This window comes from Aeromonas sp. S5(2024) (assembly GCF_041403025.1).
Classification (GTDB): domain Bacteria; phylum Pseudomonadota; class Gammaproteobacteria; order Enterobacterales; family Aeromonadaceae; genus Aeromonas; species Aeromonas hydrophila.
Genome location: NZ_JBGLRI010000014.1, coordinates 97,366 through 118,339, shown reverse-complemented (window position 1 = coordinate 118,339; position 20,974 = coordinate 97,366). Strand labels below are relative to the sequence as shown.

17 protein-coding genes and 1 riboswitch are annotated in these 20,974 nt (G+C 60.2%); of the genes, 9 read left to right on the top strand and 8 right to left on the bottom strand.

The features are described from left to right. Nucleotides 1-397: 397 nt before the first annotated feature. Nucleotides 398-889, top strand: a complete 492-nt coding sequence (locus tag ACB032_RS20925) for an RNA recognition motif domain-containing protein (protein WP_371138674.1) — start codon at nt 398-400, stop codon at nt 887-889. Between the two features lie 18 nt (nt 890-907). Here the strand turns inward: ACB032_RS20925 and murI are convergent, their stop codons facing one another. From murI to ACB032_RS20910, 3 genes are all read right to left on the bottom strand, one after another. Next, complete coding sequence (murI, locus tag ACB032_RS20920) at nt 908-1,702, bottom strand: glutamate racemase (protein ID WP_257689825.1); 795 nt, start codon at nt 1,700-1,702, stop codon at nt 908-910. Nucleotides 1,703-1,819: 117 nt separating this feature from the next. Continuing rightward, on the bottom strand, nt 1,820-3,655 hold the full coding sequence (locus tag ACB032_RS20915) for a TonB-dependent receptor domain-containing protein (RefSeq protein WP_024945455.1): 1,836 nt from the start codon (nt 3,653-3,655) through the stop codon (nt 1,820-1,822). Between the two features lie 51 nt (nt 3,656-3,706). Beyond that, nucleotides 3,707-3,884: riboswitch (cobalamin riboswitch) on the bottom strand. 35 nt (nt 3,885-3,919) lie between these two features. Then, a complete protein-coding gene (locus ACB032_RS20910; RefSeq protein WP_201976210.1) occupies nt 3,920-4,822 on the bottom strand; it encodes a LysR family transcriptional regulator in 903 nt (300 codons plus the stop codon). Nucleotides 4,823-4,933: 111 nt separating this feature from the next. Between ACB032_RS20910 and ACB032_RS20905 the strand changes: the two genes are divergently transcribed. The 4 genes from ACB032_RS20905 (at nt 4,934) to ACB032_RS20890 (ending at nt 7,860) form a co-directional block, all read left to right on the top strand. Next, nucleotides 4,934-5,860 carry a sodium-dependent bicarbonate transport family permease gene (locus tag ACB032_RS20905; RefSeq protein WP_162516919.1) on the top strand — a complete coding sequence of 309 codons (927 nt, stop codon included), beginning with the start codon at nt 4,934-4,936 and terminating at the stop codon, nt 5,858-5,860. A 4-nt stretch (nt 5,861-5,864) separates the two neighbouring features. Next, nucleotides 5,865-6,167: a P-II family nitrogen regulator gene (locus tag ACB032_RS20900; protein ID WP_005306985.1), complete on the top strand. Its 303-nt coding sequence runs from the start codon at nt 5,865-5,867 to the stop codon at nt 6,165-6,167. 62 nt (nt 6,168-6,229) lie between these two features. After that, a complete protein-coding gene (purE, locus tag ACB032_RS20895; RefSeq protein WP_011704108.1) occupies nt 6,230-6,739 on the top strand; it encodes a 5-(carboxyamino)imidazole ribonucleotide mutase in 510 nt (169 codons plus the stop codon). Then, the gene (locus ACB032_RS20890; protein ID WP_371138673.1) at nt 6,736-7,860 is read left to right on the top strand and encodes a 5-(carboxyamino)imidazole ribonucleotide synthase; all 1,125 of its coding nucleotides are present in this window, start codon (nt 6,736-6,738) and stop codon (nt 7,858-7,860) included. The genes purE and ACB032_RS20890 overlap by 4 nt, the downstream gene beginning before the upstream one ends. Before the next feature lie 74 nt (nt 7,861-7,934). Here the strand turns inward: ACB032_RS20890 and ACB032_RS20885 are convergent, their stop codons facing one another. The 3 genes from ACB032_RS20885 to ACB032_RS20875 all read right to left on the bottom strand — a co-directional run bounded on the left by ACB032_RS20885 (nt 7,935) and on the right by ACB032_RS20875 (nt 11,686). Beyond that, nucleotides 7,935-9,125, bottom strand: coding sequence for an MFS transporter (locus ACB032_RS20885; protein ID WP_016348936.1), 1,191 nt, complete (start codon nt 9,123-9,125; stop codon nt 7,935-7,937). 109 nt (nt 9,126-9,234) lie between these two features. Continuing rightward, nucleotides 9,235-9,966, bottom strand: a complete 732-nt coding sequence (locus ACB032_RS20880) for a LytTR family DNA-binding domain-containing protein (RefSeq protein ID WP_042064388.1) — start codon at nt 9,964-9,966, stop codon at nt 9,235-9,237. Nucleotides 9,967-10,012: 46 nt separating this feature from the next. Further along, nucleotides 10,013-11,686, bottom strand: a complete 1,674-nt coding sequence (locus ACB032_RS20875; protein WP_371138672.1) for a LytS/YhcK type 5TM receptor domain-containing protein — start codon at nt 11,684-11,686, stop codon at nt 10,013-10,015. Between the two features lie 172 nt (nt 11,687-11,858). Between ACB032_RS20875 and ACB032_RS20870 the strand changes: the two genes are divergently transcribed. Next, nucleotides 11,859-12,299, top strand: coding sequence for a hypothetical protein (locus ACB032_RS20870; protein ID WP_101617823.1), 441 nt, complete (start codon nt 11,859-11,861; stop codon nt 12,297-12,299). A 35-nt stretch (nt 12,300-12,334) separates the two neighbouring features. Here the strand turns inward: ACB032_RS20870 and ACB032_RS20865 are convergent, their stop codons facing one another. After that, complete coding sequence (locus tag ACB032_RS20865; RefSeq protein WP_371138671.1) at nt 12,335-15,922, bottom strand: ATP-binding protein; 3,588 nt, start codon at nt 15,920-15,922, stop codon at nt 12,335-12,337. Between the two features lie 2 nt (nt 15,923-15,924). Next, on the bottom strand, nt 15,925-16,548 hold the full coding sequence (locus tag ACB032_RS20860) for a response regulator transcription factor (protein ID WP_139391323.1): 624 nt from the start codon (nt 16,546-16,548) through the stop codon (nt 15,925-15,927). A 599-nt stretch (nt 16,549-17,147) separates the two neighbouring features. On the opposite strand from ACB032_RS20860, the gene ACB032_RS20855 reads away from it, so the two are divergent. The 3 genes from ACB032_RS20855 (at nt 17,148) to ACB032_RS20845 (ending at nt 20,974) form a co-directional block, all read left to right on the top strand. After that, nucleotides 17,148-17,720: a common pilus major fimbrillin subunit EcpA gene (locus tag ACB032_RS20855; RefSeq protein ID WP_139391324.1), complete on the top strand. Its 573-nt coding sequence runs from the start codon at nt 17,148-17,150 to the stop codon at nt 17,718-17,720. A 59-nt stretch (nt 17,721-17,779) separates the two neighbouring features. Then, nucleotides 17,780-18,445: a hypothetical protein gene (locus ACB032_RS20850; protein ID WP_139391325.1), complete on the top strand. Its 666-nt coding sequence runs from the start codon at nt 17,780-17,782 to the stop codon at nt 18,443-18,445. Nucleotides 18,446-18,526: 81 nt separating this feature from the next. Further along, complete coding sequence (locus ACB032_RS20845; protein ID WP_371138670.1) at nt 18,527-20,974, top strand: CS1-pili formation C-terminal domain-containing protein; 2,448 nt, start codon at nt 18,527-18,529, stop codon at nt 20,972-20,974.

Here is a 20,974-nt window from a genome sequence, read left to right as displayed (position 1 = left end):
TCGAAAGTCAAGCGATTGTTTTCGCTTTTCTTTCGGCGCCCACTTCGCAAGGAAGCTGGCTCATCAGGTTGGCGTGTTCCGCCGTGCTGGTAGGGGCGCATTATAGGGAGCAGCGCCGCGATGACAAGGCTTTTTTTGAAGAAAGTCACGGAAACTTCAAATTATCCAATTAGAAACAGCTTACTCAGTGTATATATACAATGTTATCCACAAACCGATGATTTCAGACCGGTTTTATCATCATTTAGGTGGATCTTCCCCTCTCAAGGGATGCCATACTGGAACGGATAATATGTCCCAAGTGGTCCATGGTAGCGCCCGGCTGGAAAGCTGGTTACCATGGAGGTGAATAGAGTGTTGCACCTTTTTTGCTTTCATTTACAAAAGGTCTTTAAAGATGAATTTATCCAAGTTTCCCGTTTATGTGCAGGCAGCCATCCTTGCTCTGGTGTTGGCGCTGGTTGGTTATCTGGTTGCCCAGGCCCTGCAGTTTTCTTTGAAAGCCGAAGTGATTTTTGCTGTGGGCTTGGCCATCGGCGGTTTCGTGGTACCGCTGTTCCTGAACCGTGCACCGGCGGGTGTGGTTGAACTGGCCTCCAGTCAGGAGACCTGCACCTTATATGTAGGCAATCTGCCATACCGTGCCAATGAGATAGCCGTGCGCGAATTGTTTGCCGAGCAGGGCCAGGTGATCTCGGTCCGTCTGATGAAGGACAAGGCCACCGGCAAGCGCAGAGGATTCGGTTTCGTGGAGATGCCCGCTGCCGATGCCGCCAAGGCGATCGCCGCACTCAACGACAAGGAGTATCAACAGCGTACCCTTAAAGTACGTGAAGCCAATGACAAGCGGGACAAAGATGAGCGAGAAGGCAGTGAAGTGGATGCCTGACCGCTGGCCAGCAATCCGTTAGAACCTGACCTCTTCGAGTGATGACAGCCCCCAAGCTTGCAAGGGGGCTGTCAGTTTCTGGGTCTGGGCATCCAGCCGGGTGCAATAGGCCTTACCCCCGACATCTTCCAGCCGTGTCGGTGTCGTTACCAAACCGGCCAGCAGATGAGCCACCCGCTTGGCGACCGCACTGCCGGAATCCACCAGCTGGCACGCAGGCATCAACTGCCGTATTTCTTCATCCAGCAAGGGGAAATGGGTACAGCCCAGCACCAGGGTATCCGGATGCTCTTCCCCTTCCAGCCAGTCTGCCAGTACTTCCCGCAACAACGCCATATTGACCGGCAGACCCGCCAGCTTGTGCTCGGCCTCGACAACCAGCTCGGTCGCTCCCTTGAGCAGCACCCGCTTGCCCGGCGCAAACTGGGCGATGAGCTCGTGGGTATATTCACGGCTGACGGTCCCCGGGGTTGCCAGCAAGCCGATGCAACCATTACGGGTAAGCGCGACTGCGGGCTTGATGGCGGGTACCACGCCGACGACCGGTACTGTCATGGCAGCACGCAGGGACGGCAGCGCTATGGTGCTAGCCGTGTTGCAGGCAATCACCACCAGATCGATGGCATGCTCGACCACCATGTGGCTGACCAACCTGGTGCAGACTTCGGTGAGGGCGGCCTCGCTCAGCTCACCATAGGGGAAGTTGGCGTTGTCGAAACAATAGATATAGTTGTGTGCCGGCAATGTACGGCGGATCTCGCGGTAGATGGTCAACCCACCCATACCGGAGTCGAACACGAGAATATTGGCCACTTGAGCTCCCCTTTGCTGCAAGTCGGCGATCATACTCCCGCCGACCGCCAATAGAAAAGGCCCCACCAATGGCGGGGCCTCGCTTTTTATCTTCTCTTATATAAGCAGCGCAGCCGCTCAGAGACGGTAATCCGCCGTCAGCTTGAACTCGGTACCTGCCGACGCATAGCCATAGGCCGGGGCGTAATCACGATCAAACAGGTTGTCGATGCGGCCACCCAGCGTGAACTGAGGCGTCACCCCATAGCTCGCCCCCAGGTTGATCAGGGTGTAGGAACCCAGCTCAACCCGCTCTGCCGGGAAACTGCTGAAGTTCTTGTCATCCCGTTTGCCGACATAGAGCAGTTCGGTGGAGAGATCGACCGGGCCCAGTTGTACCTGAGTCAGCCAGCTGGCCTTCTGCTTGGCACGACGCAGCAGTTGCTGATCCCCGTCGTTCTTGTCTTCGGCCCGGGTGTAGTCAAAGCTCAGATCGTGCCGCAGTGGTCCGGTTTCCAGACCGAGCGCCACTTCCACACCGCGGATCTCGGCGTCGGTGTTGTCCGGTCGGCAGGTAGAGGACGCGCTTTGGCAGGCAATCAGATTCTGGATCTGGTTGCGGTAGAGGTTCAGCGACCAATCCCAACCGGTGTAGCGACCGTTGAAGCCCAGCTCCAGGTTCTTGCTCTCTTCCGGCTTCAGCGCTGGGTTCTCATAACCCGGATAGTAGAGATCGAGGAAGGTCGGTGCCTTGAAGGCAGTGCCGTAACTCAGGCGCACATTATGGTTGTCATCGAGATCCAGCCCGCTGGCAGCGGACCAGGTGTTGTGGCGGCCATATTGCTTGTTGTCATCGGTACGACCAGAGAGCTCCCACAGCAGAGCCTGCCAGCGGTAGCTGCCCACCACGAACAGACCCGTGTTGTCGCGATCCGGGGCATTGAATGCCTGACCATAGCTGCGTGTATCGGATTTCAGTTGCTCCTGCTGCCAGTCGGCACCACCGGTCAGGTTGAGCCCCTCGACACCACTCCAGCTGTTGATCCAGGAGAAGCGGGTCAGCCCGGTGTGGATGGGCTCCGCACTGGACTCCCCTTTGCTCTCCAGCCAGCTCTTCAGCTTGTTCTCGCCGTAGCTGGCCTCCAGCCGGCTGCTCAGCGCGCCACTCTGATACTTGAGACCGCCATCGTACTGGAACGCCTGCACCCGGCTCTGATCGGCCGACTGATACGCATCATCCATTTCGGTCTGGTTGTCATAGCCCTGGGCGTTGAAGTCGGCACTCCATGCGTCGTTGAAAGCATGATTCAGTCCGAACTGGCCGTTCAAGCTGTCAAAGCCATCCCGATCCGGCTGCTGGGCATTGGCCACCACGTCGAACCCATCGGTGCGCTCGTAACCGATCATCATATTCATGTCGGTCTGCTGGCCCAGAGCCTGCACGGTACGCAGCTGGCCCTGGCCGTAGCCATTGCTGCCCACACCGCCCTTCAGGTGGGTCTCGCTGCCATTCTTGGCGGATGTCTTGGTGATGAGGTTGATGACGCCGCCGATGGCGTCCGAGCCATACACGGCCGCCCGTGGGCCACGGATGTACTCGATGCGTTCGATATTGCCGAGCGGGATCTGGCTGAGATCCGGCGTGCCGGCCACCATGGCCGCGATGGGGCGCCCATTCATCAGCACCAGTGAATGGTTGGAGTTGGTACCACGGATGAACAGGCTGCTCATGTGGCCTCGACCACCCAGAGTGGTGATCTGCACACCGGGCAGCGTCTTCAGCAACGCTGGCAGGCTCTGCACCTGGCGGGACTCGATCTCGGCGCGATCGATCACCACAACGGGAGCCAGTACCGAGCTGATGGGTTGCTCCACCCGATTGGCGGTGATGACCAGGGTAGGATTGACGGGGATGGTGGTCTGGGCAAAGGCCGCCGTTGGCAACAGGGCAGCCGCCAATAATTTCTTGGACATGAGAGATCCTTAAGTTCGCGTAAGCATCTACTTCGTGGCCGGTTTCTCTCGGCCCGAAATACGAACTTTGGCAGGTCTTCGGGCTGGGGGGCTGATGGCCTACGGCGACGGCTTCCCACCTGTGGCAGTGCCCTGATGTCGCTTCGTTCCCCCTTACCGCTGCGCGCCAGCTCCGGATTTTCACCGGATTCCCTATTAAGCATGATGCGCCAAAGCGCAGGGATTATAGGCAGAGCAGAGGTGGATGTATAGCCATCCAGATTTCTATTTCTTGCCACCCAGCGCAGCCAACCGCTGCTTCGCCCCCTCCATCACCGCCTGCACACCGGGATGGGAGAGGTGACGACCGGCCGACACCAGATAGTAGGAGAGCGTCACCTCGGTCAGGGTTGCAATCCGTTCGACACCGTAGAGTCGCGCGATCTCGTCGGCCATGGCCAGCGGCGCCGGAAAGATCCCCATCCCCGCCTTGCCGAACGACTTCATCAGGGTCGAATCGTCGAATTGGCCGACCAGATGGGGATGGATGCCCTGCTGCCGATACCAGGCCAGCAGGCTGTCATGGGTCGCCGACTTCTCACCCGGGATCAGCAGCGGCTGCCCTTCGAGGGCAGCAGGAAAGCCCTGCCGCGCCCTGGCGGCCAGCTCGGGGCTGGCAAACAGCGCCAGCGGGCTGCGCCCCAGTTCATGGTTGTAGCCGCGCACCCCGCTGTCGGGGGGGAGCGGGCGATCGATCAGCACCATGTCCAGCTTGTGGCTGGCCAGCTCGCTGAACAGCTGTTCCGCCCGCTCTTCATGGCACACCAGCCGCAGCGGGGTGGCCAGCGCCATGGCGGGCGCCAGCAGCTCGAACGCCAGGGTGCGGGGCACGGAGTCGGCGATCCCCACCTGCATGGTCAGCTCCTGGCTGGCATGGCGCAGGGTATGCTCGAGATCGGCACCGAGCGAGAAGATGGCGCCAGCCTGTTCGAGCGCCTGACGACCGGCGGCGGTCAGGGCAAGCCGCCGCCCCACCCGATTGAACAACGCCACCCCGAGCGAGAGCTCCAGCTCGGCCACCTGACCGCTGACGGTCTGCGGCGTGAGGTGCAACTGCTCGGCGGCCCGCGTCACACTCCCGCTGCGCGCCACGTGCCAGAAGTAATAGAGCTGTTTATAGTTGAGCATCGGGCCCCTTATCAGTTTTTACCGAACAATCATCAATCAAAATCTGATTTTATCGAAACATCTTGCACTCTAGCATGCAACCACCCTGTGAATTGCCTCCTGCGAACTCCCATGCTGGATGTTGTTGTACTCTTTTTCCTGTTTGGCCTGCTGGCCGGTCTGGTGCGCTCCGAGCTCAAGCTGCCGCCCGCGCTCTACGATACTCTCTCCCTCTTCCTGTTGCTGGCCATCGGCCTCAAGGGCGGCGTCGGCCTGGCGCAGCAATCACTGCAACCGTTATTACCGCAACTGGCACTGGTGATCCTGCTCGGCATGCTGCAGACCCTGGCCGGGTTTGCCGTGCTGCGCCTCAAGATGAACCGGGTCGATGCCGCCGCCACCGCCGCCCACTACGGCTCGGTCAGCGTGGCGACCTTTGCGGTCGGGGTGAACTGGCTCACCGAGCGCGGCATCAGCTTCGAATCCCAGCTCTCCATCTTCCTGGCGGTGATGGAGATCCCCGCCATCCTGGTCGGCATCGTGCTGGCCCAGGGAGTGAGCCGGCAGACCCGCTGGCGCCGGCTGGCCCATGAGACCTTCCTCGGCAAGGGGGTCACCCTGCTGCTGGGCGGCATGGCCATCGGCTATCTGGCCGGTCCCGACGGGATCGCCCCGCTCAAACCCCTGTTCGTCGACCTGTTCAAGGGGGCGCTGGCGCTGTTCCTGCTGGAGATGGGCCTCATCGTCGCCCGCCAGTGCCAAGACCTGCGCCGCCACGGCCTGTTCCTGCTCGGCTTCGCCCTGCTGATGCCGCTCGCCTCGGCTGGCCTGGGCCTGATGATCGGCCAGCTGATGGGGCTCTCCCTTGGTGGCCTGACCCTGCTGGCCACCCTGGCGGCCAGCGCCTCCTATATCGCCGTGCCGGCCACCATGCGCATCGCCGTGCCCCAGGCCAATCCGGGCCTGTCGCTCAGCGCCGTACTGGGGGTCACCTTCCCGTTCAACATCATGCTGGGGATCCCGCTCTACTACAGCTGGGCCCGCCACTTCACGGAGTAGCCACATGCAGACCGAGATCCGCACCCTGCTCACCGTCATCACGGAAGCGAACCTGGAACCCACCCTGCTGCGCACCCTCACCCGCGAGGGGCTGCGCGGCTACACAATCACCGATGCCAGAGGCCGCGGCGACCACGGTGAGCGCAACGCCAGCTGGAGCGAGAGCGGCAACATCCGGCTGGAGGCGATCTGCAGCCGCGAACAGGCGGAACGCCTGCTCGCCCACCTGCAGAGTCGCTACTACCCCGACTATGCCATGGTCGCCTTTTTGCAACCGGTCGAAATCGTGCGACCCGAAAAATTCTGAGCCGGCTTGCCGGCTCTTTTTGCCAACCAGAGACAAACGTTTGACTGCAAGGAGTCATAGCCATGAATACCCCTCCCCTGATCGGCCTGGTAATGGGATCCGACTCCGACTGGCCCGTGATGCAGGCCGCCGCCCGCATCCTCAAGGAGCATGGCGTCCCCTATGAGGCGCGCGTGGTTTCGGCCCACCGCACCCCGGATCTGCTGTTCGAATATGCCGCCAGCGCCCGTGAACGTGGCCTGCGCGCCATCATCGCCGGGGCTGGCGGCGCCGCCCATCTGCCAGGCATGGTGGCCGCCAAGACCACCATTCCGGTGCTGGGTGTGCCCATTCCGACCCGCCAGCTAAAGGGGATGGACTCCCTGCTCTCCATCGTGCAGATGCCCAAGGGGGTGCCGGTCGCCACCTTCGCCATCGGCGAGGCGGGCGCCGCCAACGCCGGCCTGTTCGCGGTCTCCCTGCTCTCCGTCGCGCAAGACGGCGATGCCCCCCGCTATCAGCAGCAGCTCGACGGCTTTCGCGCCAACGAGCGTGACCGGGTGCTGGCCCTCACGCTGGAGGACCCGGCATGATACTGCCACCCGCCACCCTCGGCATGTTGGGGGGCGGCCAGCTCGGCCGCTACTTCGTGATGGCTGCCCACCGCCTCGGCTACAAGGTGGTGGTACTGGATCCCGATCCCGCCAGCATCGCCGGCGCGGCTTCCGATCACCATATTGTTGCCGCCTATGACGACCCTACCGCCCTGCACGATCTGGCCAGCCGCTGCGCCGCCGTCACCTGCGAGTTCGAGAACGTGCCGGCCACCGCCCTGGCGCTGCTGGAGCAGTACCAGCCGGTACGCCCGGCCGCCGGTGCCGTGCGCATCTGTCAGGATCGCCGTGAAGAAAAGGCCTTCTTGAGCAGAGCCGGCATCCCGGTCGCCCCCAACCAGACCCTGCAGCCGGGCCAGCCGCTGCCAGCGCTGCCCGCCTCCCTCTTCCCCGCCATCCTCAAGACCGCCCGTGAGGGGTACGACGGCAAAGGTCAGTGGACCATTCAGGCCGCCGACCAGCTGCCGGCAGCGCTGGCCGTCAGCGGCGTACCCTGTGTGCTGGAACAGCGGCTGGCGCTGGAGGGTGAGTTTTCCCTGACCCTGGCCCGCAGCCCGAACGGTGCCATCGGTGCCCTGCCGCTGGTACAGAACTGGCACAGCGGCGGCATTCTGGACCAGACTCGCTCCCCGGCCAACGTTCCGGCGCTGGAGGCCGACGCCAGACGCATTGCCGAGCAGCTGATCGCCGCCCTCGACTACGTCGGCGTGCTGACGGTGGAGTTCTTCCTGGTGGCAGGGAAACTGCTGGTCAACGAGCTGGCGCCACGCCCCCACAACTCGGGCCACCCCAGCCTCGACAACGCCGAGTGCAGCCAGTTCGAGCTGCAGGTGCGCGCCCTGTGCGATCTGCCGCTGCCGGCGCGGATCGCCGTGCGCCCCGCCATGCTGCTCAACCTGCTGGGGGATCTCTGGCAGGCCGGCACACCAGACTGGGCCGCCCTGCTGGCACTGTCCGGCGTGCATCTGCACCTGTACGGCAAGGGGGAACCCCGCCCCGGCCGTAAGATGGGTCATGTCACCATCACCGCCGCCGACTGGCCGACGGTGGAAGAGACCTGCCACCGGGTGCGCCAGCTGTTGGGGCTACCGCCACGCTGAGCGCTTAGCCGCGCACAAAAAAAGACCCGGGCCAGGCCCGGGTCTTTTCATTGTTTGCTGCGACGGGTGGGTGATCAGGCCCGCTCCACCGATACCGGGGCCGGCAGGCGGATGGTGAGGGAGAGCACCAGCGCCACCACCAGCAACACCAGGATCAGGTTGAAGGTCGCCATAAAGCCGCCGAACAGGGAGGCCACGATGGAGCCGATGATGCTGCCCAGACCAAAGCCCAGATAGATGACGCCGTAGTTCTTGGTCAGGTTGTTGAGACCGAAGAAGTCGCTCACCAGCGAGGGGTAGACGGTGATGGTGCCACCGAAGCTGAACGCCACGCAGGCCACCGCCACGAAGAACAGGTTGGCGTTGAGCGGCACGAACAGCAGCAGTGCCATCCCCGCCAAGGTGATCAGCTGGGCGATAGTGATGACCCGGATGCGGGACATCTTGTCGGAGAGGATGCCCAGCACCAGCCGGCCGCCCAGGTTGGCCATGGCGATGATGGCGACGGCGTTGGCGGCGACCACGGCCGGCAGGCCCACCATGTTCTCGCCGATGTCCTTGGCCACGCCGATGACGTAGAGACCGCTCATGCAGGCAGTGAGGAACATCAGCGCCAGCATCCAGTACTGCGGCTTGCGCATCGCCTCGGCCAGGGTGAAGTCGCGGCTCTCGCTCTGCTGCACGGCGGCCGCCTGCTTGGGCGCATCCTTCATCAGCATGCCGCCCACCAGCACCATGGACATGGCGATCAGTCCCCACAGCTGGAAGGTGGTCTCAAGGCCGTTGCTGGAGAGCAGCAGCAGGTTGATGTACTTGAAACCCAGGCTGCCGAGGCCGTAGGCACCGATGGAGCAGGCGGAGATCAGCCCCTTGCGCTCCGGGAACCACTTCACGCAGTTGGAGAGGGTCATCAGGTAGCCGGTACCGTCGGCAAAACCGACCAGGATGCCGGCACAGAGGTAGAGCATCGCCAGGTTGCTGGCGTGGGCGGTGAGGAAGAAGCCGATGCCGAGCAGCACGCCAGCCCCCAGCGTGACGTTGCGCACCCCGAACCGCTCCTGCAGCTTGCCTGCCAGGGAGGAGGCCACCGCCAGGGAGAGGCTGAGCAGGCCGAAGGCAAAGGCGACCTGGCTGACCGGCTCGTCCAGCTTGTCGGAGAGCTGGGCGTTGAACAGGCTCCAGGTGTAAACGGATCCCAGCGCGAACTGGGTGATGATGGTCCCCAACAGGGTGAGGTAGCGGGTGCGATTCATCTCTTTGGTCATGATGCGTCTCGGTCAATGGCCTTAAGGAAACTGGGGCCACTATAGGCAAGACGCCACTCCCGCCGACCGATTAAGGCATGAAATGCAGATCGGCGGGAATGAATGACAATCAGAGCCGCATCAGCTGACGGAACGCCTTGATGTTGCTGCGGCTGACCGGCACCTCGAACGGCAGGTCATGGAGCCGGATGAGATAGGTGCTGTTGAACCAGGGCACTATCTCGCGGATCTTGTTGATGTTGACGCAGTAGGAGCGGTGGCAACGGAAGAACCCCTCGGCGGGCAGCCGGCTGACGAACTCGCTGAGGGTCATGGTCATCACGTAGCGATCATCGCGGGTGTAGACATAGGTGAGCTTCTCGTCGGCTTCCGCGTAGTAGATCTGTTCGCAGGGGGTGACGATGATGCGCTCCCCCTTCACCAGATTGACGGTGCGATTGTGCGGCGTGCCCGGCTCGCTCCCCTGCCCCGCCTGCGACTTGCCCGCCAGCTCCAGCTTTTGCAGCAGGCTGATGAGGCGCGGCTCGTTGTAGGGTTTGAGGATGTAGTCGAACGCCTCCAGCTCGAACGCCTCCACCGCAAACTCCTTGTAGGCTGTGACGAATACGATGTGGGGCGGATGGCTCGACTTGTGCAGGTTCTTGGCCAGCAGCAGGCCGTCGATGGAGGGGATCTGGATGTCGAGGAAGACCACATCCACCTCGTGATCCTGCAGGTATTTGAACGCCTCCAACCCATCCTCGAAGCTCGCCACTATCTCGATGGTGCTGTGCTGCCCCACCAGGTAGGCCAGCTCTTCCCGGGCCAGATACTCGTCTTCCACTATGATGGCTTTCAGCATGGCAACGCCTCGCGAGTCAGACACTTAACTTCCTCAATGATGGCCTTCAGCATGGCATCGACTCCTGATCCGGCAGATAGAAACTCACTTCGGTACCCGGCTCCAGCCGCTTGAGGTGCAGGCCATCGCCATAGAGCAGCTTGACCCGCTGATGCACGTTCATCAGGCCGATGCTGCGGCTCTCCACCCGACCGGCAGCCACCCCGTCGATCACCTCCTGACTGATGCCGTAACCGGTGTCCCGCACCGCCACCCGGATGCCGCCCGCCAGCTGCTTCACCTCGATGGTGACTCGACCCGGCGCGCTGCGGGGCTGGATGCCGTGCAGGATGGCGTTTTCCACCAGCGGCTGCAACAGCAGGCTCGGCACCTGGATGTGCACGTCGTCCACCTCGAATACCACCTCCAGCTTGTCGCCGAAGCGGGCCTGCTCGATGGCCACGTAGTCGCGCACCTGCTGCAGCTCCTCCTGGATGTCGATGAGGGTATCCCCCTTGTTGAGGTTGTAGCGCAGGTAGTCCGCCAGATTGGCGATCAGCTGGCGCGCCTGCTGGGGGCGAATGCGGATCAGCGACGAGATGGCATTGAGAGCGTTGAACAGGAAGTGCGGGTTGATCTTGCTCTGCAGCGCGGTGAACTCCGCCTTGCGGGTCATCTCCTTGAGCTGCTCGATGCGAGACACCTCCATCTGGGTGGAGATGAGCTGGGAGAGGCCCACCGCCATCTCCTTGAGGGAGCTGGTGATACTGTGGGTGCGGCGGTAGTAGATCTTGAGGGTACCGCTCACCGAGCCGTTTTCCCGCAGCGGAATAATGATGACCGAGTGGAAATCGGAGAGGTGATACTGGCGCAGATCGTTGTTGATGATGATCTGGTCCAGCAGCACCGCCCGCTGGGTCATGTCGCTGATGGCGTGGTGCTCGTCCAGCTCGTAGTAATCCTTGCCCACCCCCACATAGGCCAGCACGTCGCGGGTATCGGTGATGGCCACCGCATCGGCGCTGATCTCGCTGCGAATGATGGCGCACACCTGGCTCAGGGAGTGGCGATCGATGTTCTGGAAGAAGGGCAGCGTCTTGTTGGCGATGTCGAGCGCCAGCTTGGCCTGCTTGGCGGCAATCAGCTCCTTCTCGTCATCCAGATCCTGCACCAGCTTGATGATGAGGCCGATGCAGAGCGCCCCGGCGATCATCGGATAGGCGATGTGGCTGACGATTTCCACCCCCACCGCATGGGGCTCGGTCAGCAGCCAGATGAGCAGCATGGTGAGCCCTTCACACAACATCCCCGCCAGAATGCCGTACAGCCAGAGCCGCGACTTGCGACAGCGCAGGTGCAGCCAGGTGGCGAGCAGGCCGGCGATGATGCTGGCGATGAGGCACGGGATCGAGGTGTGGCCATCCATGTCGATGAGATAGCGGTGCAGACCGGAGATGACCCCGGCCGGAATGCCGACCCAGGGGCCGAACAGGATGCCGCCGGAGATGATGGCGATGATCCGCACGTTGATGAAGGCCCCCTCCACCGGAATGCCAGTGTAGGTGCTGAACACCGCAAACAGGCAGAAGATGGCTGCCACCAGCACCAACTCGGCCGGGGTGTGATCCCGCTTCTGGAACAGCCGCTGGAACGGCCGGGTACGGGTCAGGAAGAACAGGGTCATCAACATCAGCGCCGCCCGTTCGAACACCGCCAACAACATCATCTGATTTTCGAGCAAAGCAGGGATTCCATATCTATGACTAAAGGGAGGACAAGGCGCGGGATCATACCCCGTATCCCGTGTCAGCTCATTCCGAATAGTGGGTTCCAGATTAAGCTTTGCCGCTGACGGGTCGATAGATGAGTGACCCCCGGCAGCGGGGTAACCTCGATATCCAGGAGATAATCATATGTCTCAGAAAGGAGTTCTGGTGGCACTACTGGCTGGTTGCTGCGCAATGGCGGCTCAGGCCGGCACGCATACCTATCAGCTCAATTGGCCTGCCACCGCCAGCAAGAGCACCGGGATGGAAATCTCGCTCACCCACCCAGGCCAGCAACCGGTCAATTCCGTTTCCACATCCAGCCCGGTCCAGGCCGAGGCCATCAACGTCAGCAATCCGGATTTCAACACCACCTACCAATTGCAGGCTCGCACCCTGTATGCCAGTTTGCCCGAACAGGCCGGCACCGACTTCAAGCTGGCGCTCAACGGCCAGCCACTGCCGCGACACCATGCCCTGCCCCTGACCCAGGCTACCCGCTACTTCCTCAGCTATCTGGCTCCGGCCGCCAGACCGGACCAGACTGGCGAAGCAGCCTATGAGCTGCTGGTCTACTGGCACGGTTGACCATCCATGAAGGCATGCCCGGCATGCCTTCATTTTCATTCCGGCTCGGCCTGCATTTGCACCATGGCCTGCCTGACGATCCCGTAGGCATGCTGCAACTGCCGCAATGCCATCGGCAATCCCTGCGGCGCGATCCCGCCTGATTCTATCTCACCGCACACCGCAACCAGCGTCATCGCCCCCATGATCCTGGCCCCGCCCTTCAGACGGTGCACATAGTCGAGAAAACGGGCCAGTTCACCGCCCTCTGCGGCTTGCTGCAGGCCCAGCAGGTCATCGTCGCTGGCCCGCACAAACTCATGCAACAAGGGCAGCATCAGCGCAGGCTGATTGCCGGTCAAGGGTCCGAGACACTGCTTGATCTCCTGCACGCAGCGCTCGATTTCCCGCCGCTCCTCATGCTGCATGTGGCGACACAGGCAGCGCTCCAGCTCTTCCAGCCCTACCGGCTTGAACAGACAGTCGTCCATGCCGGCAGTCAGCCCCTCGCTCACCTGCTCCTGGCGGGCATCCGCCGTCAACCCCAGGATGAGGCAACGATGCGTACCCCGGCTCAGCTCCAGAGCCCGATACTGGCGGGTCAGTTCAAAGCCGCTCATGCCAGGCATGTTGAAGTCGGTGATCATCACGTCAAAGGGTGTGTTGGCAGACAGTGCCAGCGCCTCGCGCCCCGACTCGGCCGCCGTGGCATCATGCCCGAGGTATGCCAGTTGCTGGCTGACCAGCAGCCGGTTGGTGGGGTGATCGTCCACTATCATGACCCGCAGTCGCCGGTGATGCCCTGTCATCGTGCCCAATGCCACGGGCGTGACTGATTCGACCGCGCTCGCCAGCGGCAATTTCATCTCGATGCTGATGCACGTGCCGTGGCCGGGCTCGCTCTCCAGCAGCAGCGAGCCTCCCATCGACTCGCACAGCGAGCGAGAGATCATCAGTCCGAGACCGGTACCGGAGCGCTGGATGTGCTCGGGCTGCCTGGCCTGACCAAAAGGCTGAAACAGCCTGGCTTGCTCCGCAGGCGCAATCCCTATGCCCGTATCCCGGATCACCAGTTGCAAGGTACACCAGCCGTCGCTGGTTTTTGATTGCAACTCGACCCGCACCGATCCCTGCTCGGTGTACTTGATGGCATTGCTGATGAGATTGGAGAGGATCTGCTTGTAGCAGATGCCATCAATCTGTACCCAGCGGGGCTCGCCGGCGGCGAGTTCCAGTTGCAGGTTCTTTTGTCTGGCCAGCGCAGTGAATACGGTGACCACCGAGGCCGTCAGCGCCGTGATTTCATGGGGCTCCGGCCTCAGTTCAAGCCGGCCGGACTCGATCTTGGATATATCAAGAATATCGCCAATCAGGCTCAGCAGATCCCTGGCCGAACCATGGGCGATGGAGAGTGAGGTCTTGTCCTCTTCATGTAGTCGATCGCGGCGCAGGGTCAGTTCCAGCAAACCAATGATGGCATTCATGGGCGTGCGGATCTCGTGGCTCATGGTGGCCAGAAAGGTCGACTTGGCACGATTGGCTTCCTGGGCATCCTGGCTGGCCAGAGCCAGCTCTTCGAGCAGACGCAGCCGCTCGCTCACGTCGATCCAGCCACCGATTCCGCCCTGAACATTTCCCTCCAGGTCATAGTAGGGCTGAACCCAGTGATAAACGGCCACGGACCCCGTCGCCATGGAGAGGCGATGATCCCCCTGCCTGGCACAGCGTACCGTACGCGCGGTGCTCAAATCCTCGAACAGGGGAGCCAGAAAAGGCCAGCGTTGCACATCCTCCGCCATGGTCGAGCCCAGCAGGCGGCTCTTCTCCTCGCCAAAGAAGCTGGCATAAGTGCTGTTGCAGAGCACCAATCGATCCTCTCGATCTCTGGCGTAGATGGGATGGGGTGTGCCGTCCACCAGATCTTCGATGAACTTGAGCTGGGCACTCAAAGCCATCTCGGCTGCCCGGCGCTGGCGCACCTGTTTGTGTAAAGAGAGGCCCCATAGGCCGATCCAGATGGTCAGCAGCATGATCAAGGCAATGATGCCGCCAAATTCCCGCACCAGCTCCTGCCAGGTGATGGCCTCCTGCTGGGTACTGACGCGCCAGCGGTTGGAGAGTCCCTCCAGCTCATCCGGCGGAATGATGGCAATCACCCGATCCAGAATGTCGCGCAACATATGCTGCTTGGGCGAAACAGCAAACGCCGCCCCGATCGGGATGGAGTCGAACAACTCGCCCGTGATGAGCAGACTGTCCGGAAACTTGCTGTTGATGTAGTACTTGGCGACCCGCAACGGCAACACGGTCACGTCGCAGGTCTCGCTCGCCACGCAGCGCAGCGCATCTTCGATCCGTTCGAACTTTCTGGTGGTCAGCTTGCCATACTCGTCCTCTATCGCCTGCTCGGAGATGAAGTCCTTGATAATGGCGACCGTACCGGTCTTGAGCAGCGTCTCCGGTGCCGTCGCCTCATGGCGGACCCCCACCACATAGGCCAGCGGGTCGAGCACAAAGGCACGGCTGAACAGGTAACGACTGCGACGCTCTTCCGATGGGCTCAACACCGCGATGTCCACCTGCCCACCCTCCAGCAACTGCAACATTTGCCCTGGCGTCTTGACTGGCACCACCTCTATTTCCACCCCCAGCTTCGCTCGCAACACCTGCAGCAAATCGGCCACCACCCCGTGCAAGGTGTCATTGATGTCGAGAAAACTCAGCGGCGGCACCCCGCTGTTGACGGCCATCCGGATTTTTTTCTGCTGACCCAGCCAGGCCCACTGCTCGCTGGTCAGCTCGACCTTGCTGGCCCCGATAGAGAGGCCGCCGCCATTCCAGCGTTTGGCAATTTCCTCCCGCTTGCCTTCCAGAATTTCATCCAGCGCAATATTGATGATTTTTTTAAGCCGCTGATTTTTCCTTTCCAGCGAAAAAGAAAAACCATGGGTGTCTATATAAAGAGGCTTCAGTAATTGAATGCTGTCTTGATAAAATTTATTGACGATGAAGTTCCCGGAAATCATGTCCAGCATGACGGCATCGACTTGGCCATATGCAACCGCAGAAAGTGCGCTATAACGGGAGGAATACATTTTTATCTGAACCTTGGGCAGATAGCGCATCACATCGAGCGCCGGCAGATAATACTCCGGGACGGCCACCGTTCTTATATCACGCTCCTTTACGTGTATATTTTTATATATGGCCGGGTCATCCGGCATATATTTATCGGTCAACAATAATTGCTGCTCTTCTTCATAGGCATTGGAGGTACTCAGCAGATCGACCTCTCCCCGCTTGAGCGCAGCAATGGCCGCGGCGCGAGACGGCAGATTCTTTACGACGATCTCGACACGCAACAGATGACTCAGCATGCCGACAATGTCGGCGGTGACGCCTTCGTAAGCATTGGCACGCAGGGTGATGTCCATCGGAGGATTGTCGGGCATGGGTACCCCGAGCACCAACCGGCCACGATTTCTCAACCACAGCCAATCTTCCGCATGCAGCGGCAGGGTCTGCTTCTCAAGGTACTCGCTGTCATTGCGCGCATAGACATGCAGATAGGGCGCCGCCAGCTCATGAGCCGAAGCCCATGAAGCACAGCAACAGACCAGCAGAGCTGCAAACCAATGCCTCATGGTCACAGCAACTCTTGACGCTTGGCCAGGCTGATCAGATCAACCATGGTGGTGACATTGAGCTTTTGCATCAGCCGACTCTTGTAGGTGCTGACCGTCTTCTCGCTGAGCAGCATGCTCTCTGCAATCTGCTTGTTGGTGTGCCCCTGGCATATCTGCAACAAGACGCTCATCTCTCTATCCGAGAGTGCCGACAAGAGATCTTTCCGATCGACTTCATGGGCATTCTTGGCGCCAGCAATCACATCGCGAGGGAAATAAAGCTGACCTTTCCCTATCTTTACCAGCACAGTTTTCAGCAAGGAAAGATCATCCAGCTTGGATATGAAACCGTTGGCACCGGCTTGCAGGCAACGCACCATAATATGATGCGTGGCTTGTGCCGACAATATGACCACCTTGATATCAGCATCCATCTCTTTCAGTCTTTTGATCACCTCAATGCCGTCCAGCCTGGGAATCCCGATATCCAGAACGACCATATCAGGCTGATATTTCCGCGCCATCGAAACTGCATCAACACCATTATCAACTTCGGCAACAATATGATGATCGTCCTGCTTCAGCAGGATATTTACAGCCATTCTGATGGCGGGGTGATCATCTACTACCAATATTTTTGCCATATACTTTCCTGTCATTACTCCATTTGATTCAACGTATATTAACTACAAAGTCAGCACGTGTACCATATGGCGCTTGAATATTAATGATATGTTACGCAGTTCAAGTAACGACGCCTCTCTTCGCTCCTCATTCATTTTTATCTGATATTTTTGTTTATGCTCATCAAATACTTACAGAGCAATATATTCTTTTGAATCTCTATTTTTTCTTGTGCTCATTCCAACACGGCAACCCCTCCCATCCTCCCCCGTCAGAGGGACACGCCATCTAGATAAGAAAAGCACCAAAACTCTTAAAAATCAAAATCATAAGAAAAACAAAAAACCCTGATCAGAGAATGGACAAGTCTTATTTTAAGTTGCAGACAACAACCATCTTTTAGGACTTTTCCTACACAGCATTCAATCGATCCGGGCAGGTCCGTCCAGTATCTTTGCCGGCGAAAAGATGAGCTGATTGGCGAAACATTATCCTTCGGCGATCGGCAAGATTGCCTGGACAAACCCGTCCGGCAAGGTGGAAAGGGAATGCACCCTGGGTGCGTGAAATCAAACGGGTGGCAATTGCCCCCATCAGGAAATGTGTAGGAAATATCAAGATGAAAAAGACTCTGATTGCGCTGACTGTTGCAGGACTGGGCTTCGCTGCCACCGCTCAGGCCGCTGTAGAAGCAAAATCCGTTGCCACCTGGAAGGCAACCGCCAAAAAGGACACCGAGTCGGCGCTGGTTGTCACGCCGCTCGACAGCCTCTCTTTCCAATACGCGGAAGGGATCAAGGGTTTCAACACCGTGAACGGCCTGTTCGACGTTGCCATCAAGGGGGATGCCAGCGCCACCGACTTCACGCTGAAGGCCAAGAAGCTGAGCGGCACCCTGAACCACCTGAGCGGCGGCTCCACCGTCGACGTCGGCGTGCTGTGGCAAGGTGCTCCCGTCAGCACCACCGCCTATACCACACTGATCGATACCGCAGCCGGCATCACGGGCGGCAACCTCTCTCCGCTGGCCAGCAGCTTCAAGGATGACACCCAGCGCAGCACCGCCCAGGGCTCGTTCACCTTCAACATCGAGAGCGCGACCGTCAATGGCACAGAAGCGTCTTTCGAGACCCTGCCGGATGGCCTGTGGAGTGGGGAAGTCAACGTCGAGTTCGTTGCCAACTGGTCCTAATTACCTCGACGCATAGTATTCGGGGCCCTGCGGGGCCCTTTGCAATCACAGGAGTTCCCATGAACCTGAAAATGCTGATGGCATGGATGCTGTTTATTCCCGGGGTCAGCCAGGCCATCAACGTTGGTTCCGTCACCACCTTCATCGATGCAGGCAGCCAGGATGTTGCCAAGGAGATCGAGAATGGCAGTGCTCAAGCCAGACTGGTCACCATCTCCATCAGCCGCATCTCTTCGCCCGAAGAGGGTGGCCAGGAGATCCCGATGGAAGTGGCCGGCGAGCTGGTGCTCTCGCCCAGCCGACTGATGCTGCCCGCCCATGCCAAGAACAACGTGCGTTTCTTTTACAAGGGACCGCTGGATGGCAAGGAGCGCTACTACCGCATCCGCTGGCTGGACACCGCCCTGTCGATGGACGACCAGAGCAACAATCGCCGCCAGGCGGTTGCCACCACCTCTGCCCAGATAGGCACCATTCTGGTGGTCACGCCACGCCAGCAGCACTTCGCCTACAACCTGCAAAACGGAATGTTGAGCAATCAGGGGAATGCCTCTTACCGCACCGTAGCCTACGGCCCCTGTCTGGACCGCAAGGCACAGGCGCAGTGCAAAGAGACCTACTACGACCTGCCCGGCAAGCAGCGCCGCTTCAAGAAAGTCGATATGCAGGATCCGCAAAGTCATCTTGGCCTCTGGCTGGGTCAGGAATTCGTCGTCGTCAAATAACCCGTTTGTGCTGGTACTGCCTTCACCACCCGGTCGAGTGGCGGTGTTGTTTTGCCGAAATCAGAAACCATGGTGCGTGATATGTTGAAGAAAACCTGCTTGTTGCCGCTCTCATTGCTGATGGTGGTCTCCGCCTCGGCCAACAGCGCGGCGCCACTCAAGATCGCCAACGTCATCATTCCGGCCAGTTTTGCCCAGGCTCTGGCAGAAGGGCTGGCTGTTCCCGTTCGTCTGCAGTACACGGATGAAGAAAACCGGCTCGACACCCTGACCGATAACCCGATCGGCAATGCCACCCTGCTGCTGCAGGATGGCAAGCTGCATCTGCTGCACATCGATTTTGGTGCTGGCCAGCAGCAAGGTCTGCTCAACGACCAGCTGACCGCCATGCTCGCCAGTGAAGAGAAGCGCGCGTTTTCTGCCGAGGGCAGCTTGCAGATAGATGCCAACGCCAGCATGCAGCTTGACCTGGTGGCCATGTTGCTGACGATTCGGGTTTCACGCGATGCATTCGGCCAGGCCAGGCAACCGGACAACCGGGTGACCTTGACCCCGACCGTTGACGCCCTGACCGGGGTGCATCGTTACAATCTGGGCTACTCCTTCAACAGCAATCGGCAAAACGGTCACAGCGACTCCAACTTTCTGCAACTGGACAGTACCGTCGGGATGGGTGCCCATCACATGGCGCTGGACGCATCCCTCTACAACCTCGGGGAACCTGAGCAGAGCGGTGACATCTATCGTGCCATGTACGAACGGGATCTTGACGATCGCCGCATCGCGGCCGGCATGGTCTCGACCTGGGATCTGCAGACGCTGGGGGTGGTGACCGGTCTGAGTACTGGCCGCATTTATGGGGCATCGTATGGCAACCAGGCCCAGTCACGTAAACAGAAGGCCGACGCGTCCACCACCCCGGTACAAGTCTTCATGCCTGCCAATGGCGAGGTCAGGGTGTACCGTGAGGATCGCCTGATCAGCCTGCAAAACCTGGCCATCGGCAACCAGAATATCGACACCTCGGCGTTCCCCAGTGGCGTCTACAACGTCACGGTCGAAGTCTATGTCGATGGACGGCTGACCAGCACCACGACCCAGCGCGTCACCAAGTTGGGCGGCAGCCTGGGCTTTACTCAGGAGTGGGGATGGCAATGGTGGGGAGGCATGATGGAAGGCGCCCAGAACAACGGTGATTCACCGCTGCTGGGAGTATCGCTGGCACGTTCGCTCGATACCCTGGAGCTGACCACCACAACTTATGCCTTCAAGGATGCTGCGGTAGGCGAAGCCCGTGCAAACTGGCAGGCAACCGATCGTATCAGTGCCCAGTTGCAAACCATGCTGGCCTCCGACCAATCGTGGCGCTTCGCATCCAGCCTCGCCCTGCAGGCCCATGACAATGCCTCCCTGTGGCTCAGCCAGGAGAAACTCGAAACCGGCAGCGCCCTGACGGTAAGCAACGCCGAACTCTACTCTGCCGGCATCACGCTCAATCTGGGTGGCTGGGTCAGCGGTCTCGGCCAGCTCACTTTCAACACCCTGCACGACCGCCAGATGAGCAGCGATCGCAGCTATGCCGATTACTACCAGCACCTTTATGCCGGCAAATACGGCAACCTGTCGCTGCGCGCCAGCCTGCAGAGCGACAGCGGCACGCTCAACGGATTCAACAACAAGAGCATCACGCTGGATTACTCGATCCCGTTCGACAACCTGTTCAGCTTTGGCATGAGCAGCAACGAGCAGGGCCAGACCACGGCCAACCTCAACTACCAGAAACGCATGGACGGCGTCATCAATCTGGCCTCGTTCAATGCCTCGCGCATGATGCACGGCAGTGATGAACACAATATGGCGCTCTCCGGCACTCTCGGGTTCGAGAACAGGGTCATCGGCGGCACCATGACGCTGGGCCGCGGCCATGGTGGCGACATGAATGGCAACCTGATTGCACGCGGTGCCCTGGTCACGACGGAGGACGCACTGGTCGCCTCTAGCCGCAACTCCTCGGGGTCCGGCTTGATCATCAATACCGGGATCGATCGCGAAGGACAGATGCTCGCCAAGGTCAACGGACAGGATTACCCCCTACATGGCGAGCAGACCTTCCTCGCCCTCCCCCCTTACGGGGAGTACGAGATAGAGCTGCTCAACAGCAAGCGGGGCAAGGACAGCTACGACATCAATACCGGCAAGCAGCGCTATACCCTGTTTCCCGGCAACGTGGCCACCCTGGATGCGAGCAGCACCATCAAGGAGATGGTGACTGTCTTCGGCATACTCAGGGCGGAAGATGGCTCCTTGCTGGCCAATGCCCGCATCGACAACCATATCGGCACCACGGTGACCAACGAGGAGGGTGAATTCTCGCTGGATGTGGATAAAGCCAATCCCATGCTGACTTTCCGCCAGGGGAATGACTTCTGTGAAGCCGAGCTCGATCTTGAACAACACAGCGGCGCCGCCTGGGTAGGCATCATTACCTGCCAGGGACTGCCCACCTATGCCATGGTGAGAGAGTACTGA

What these genes read in the sequence shown, in the direction of transcription:
- ACB032_RS20925 (WP_371138674.1), top strand. Translation starts at nt 398, where the DNA reads ATGAATTTATCCAAGTTTCCCGTTTATGTGCAGGCAGCCATCCTTGCT.
- ACB032_RS20915 (WP_024945455.1), bottom strand. Translation starts at nt 3,655, where the DNA reads ATGTCCAAGAAATTATTGGCGGCTGCCCTGTTGCCAACGGCGGCCTTT.
- ACB032_RS20910 (WP_201976210.1), bottom strand. Translation starts at nt 4,822, where the DNA reads ATGCTCAACTATAAACAGCTCTATTACTTCTGGCACGTGGCGCGCAGC.
- ACB032_RS20905 (WP_162516919.1), top strand. Translation starts at nt 4,934, where the DNA reads ATGCTGGATGTTGTTGTACTCTTTTTCCTGTTTGGCCTGCTGGCCGGT.
- ACB032_RS20900 (WP_005306985.1), top strand. Translation starts at nt 5,865, where the DNA reads ATGCAGACCGAGATCCGCACCCTGCTCACCGTCATCACGGAAGCGAAC.
- purE (WP_011704108.1), top strand. Translation starts at nt 6,230, where the DNA reads ATGAATACCCCTCCCCTGATCGGCCTGGTAATGGGATCCGACTCCGAC.
- ACB032_RS20890 (WP_371138673.1), top strand. Translation starts at nt 6,736, where the DNA reads ATGATACTGCCACCCGCCACCCTCGGCATGTTGGGGGGCGGCCAGCTC.
- ACB032_RS20885 (WP_016348936.1), bottom strand. Translation starts at nt 9,125, where the DNA reads ATGACCAAAGAGATGAATCGCACCCGCTACCTCACCCTGTTGGGGACC.
- ACB032_RS20880 (WP_042064388.1), bottom strand. Translation starts at nt 9,966, where the DNA reads ATGCTGAAAGCCATCATAGTGGAAGACGAGTATCTGGCCCGGGAAGAG.
- ACB032_RS20870 (WP_101617823.1), top strand. Translation starts at nt 11,859, where the DNA reads ATGTCTCAGAAAGGAGTTCTGGTGGCACTACTGGCTGGTTGCTGCGCA.
- ACB032_RS20865 (WP_371138671.1), bottom strand. Translation starts at nt 15,922, where the DNA reads ATGAGGCATTGGTTTGCAGCTCTGCTGGTCTGTTGCTGTGCTTCATGG.
- ACB032_RS20860 (WP_139391323.1), bottom strand. Translation starts at nt 16,548, where the DNA reads ATGGCAAAAATATTGGTAGTAGATGATCACCCCGCCATCAGAATGGCT.
- ACB032_RS20855 (WP_139391324.1), top strand. Translation starts at nt 17,148, where the DNA reads ATGAAAAAGACTCTGATTGCGCTGACTGTTGCAGGACTGGGCTTCGCT.
- ACB032_RS20850 (WP_139391325.1), top strand. Translation starts at nt 17,780, where the DNA reads ATGAACCTGAAAATGCTGATGGCATGGATGCTGTTTATTCCCGGGGTC.
- ACB032_RS20845 (WP_371138670.1), top strand. Translation starts at nt 18,527, where the DNA reads ATGTTGAAGAAAACCTGCTTGTTGCCGCTCTCATTGCTGATGGTGGTC.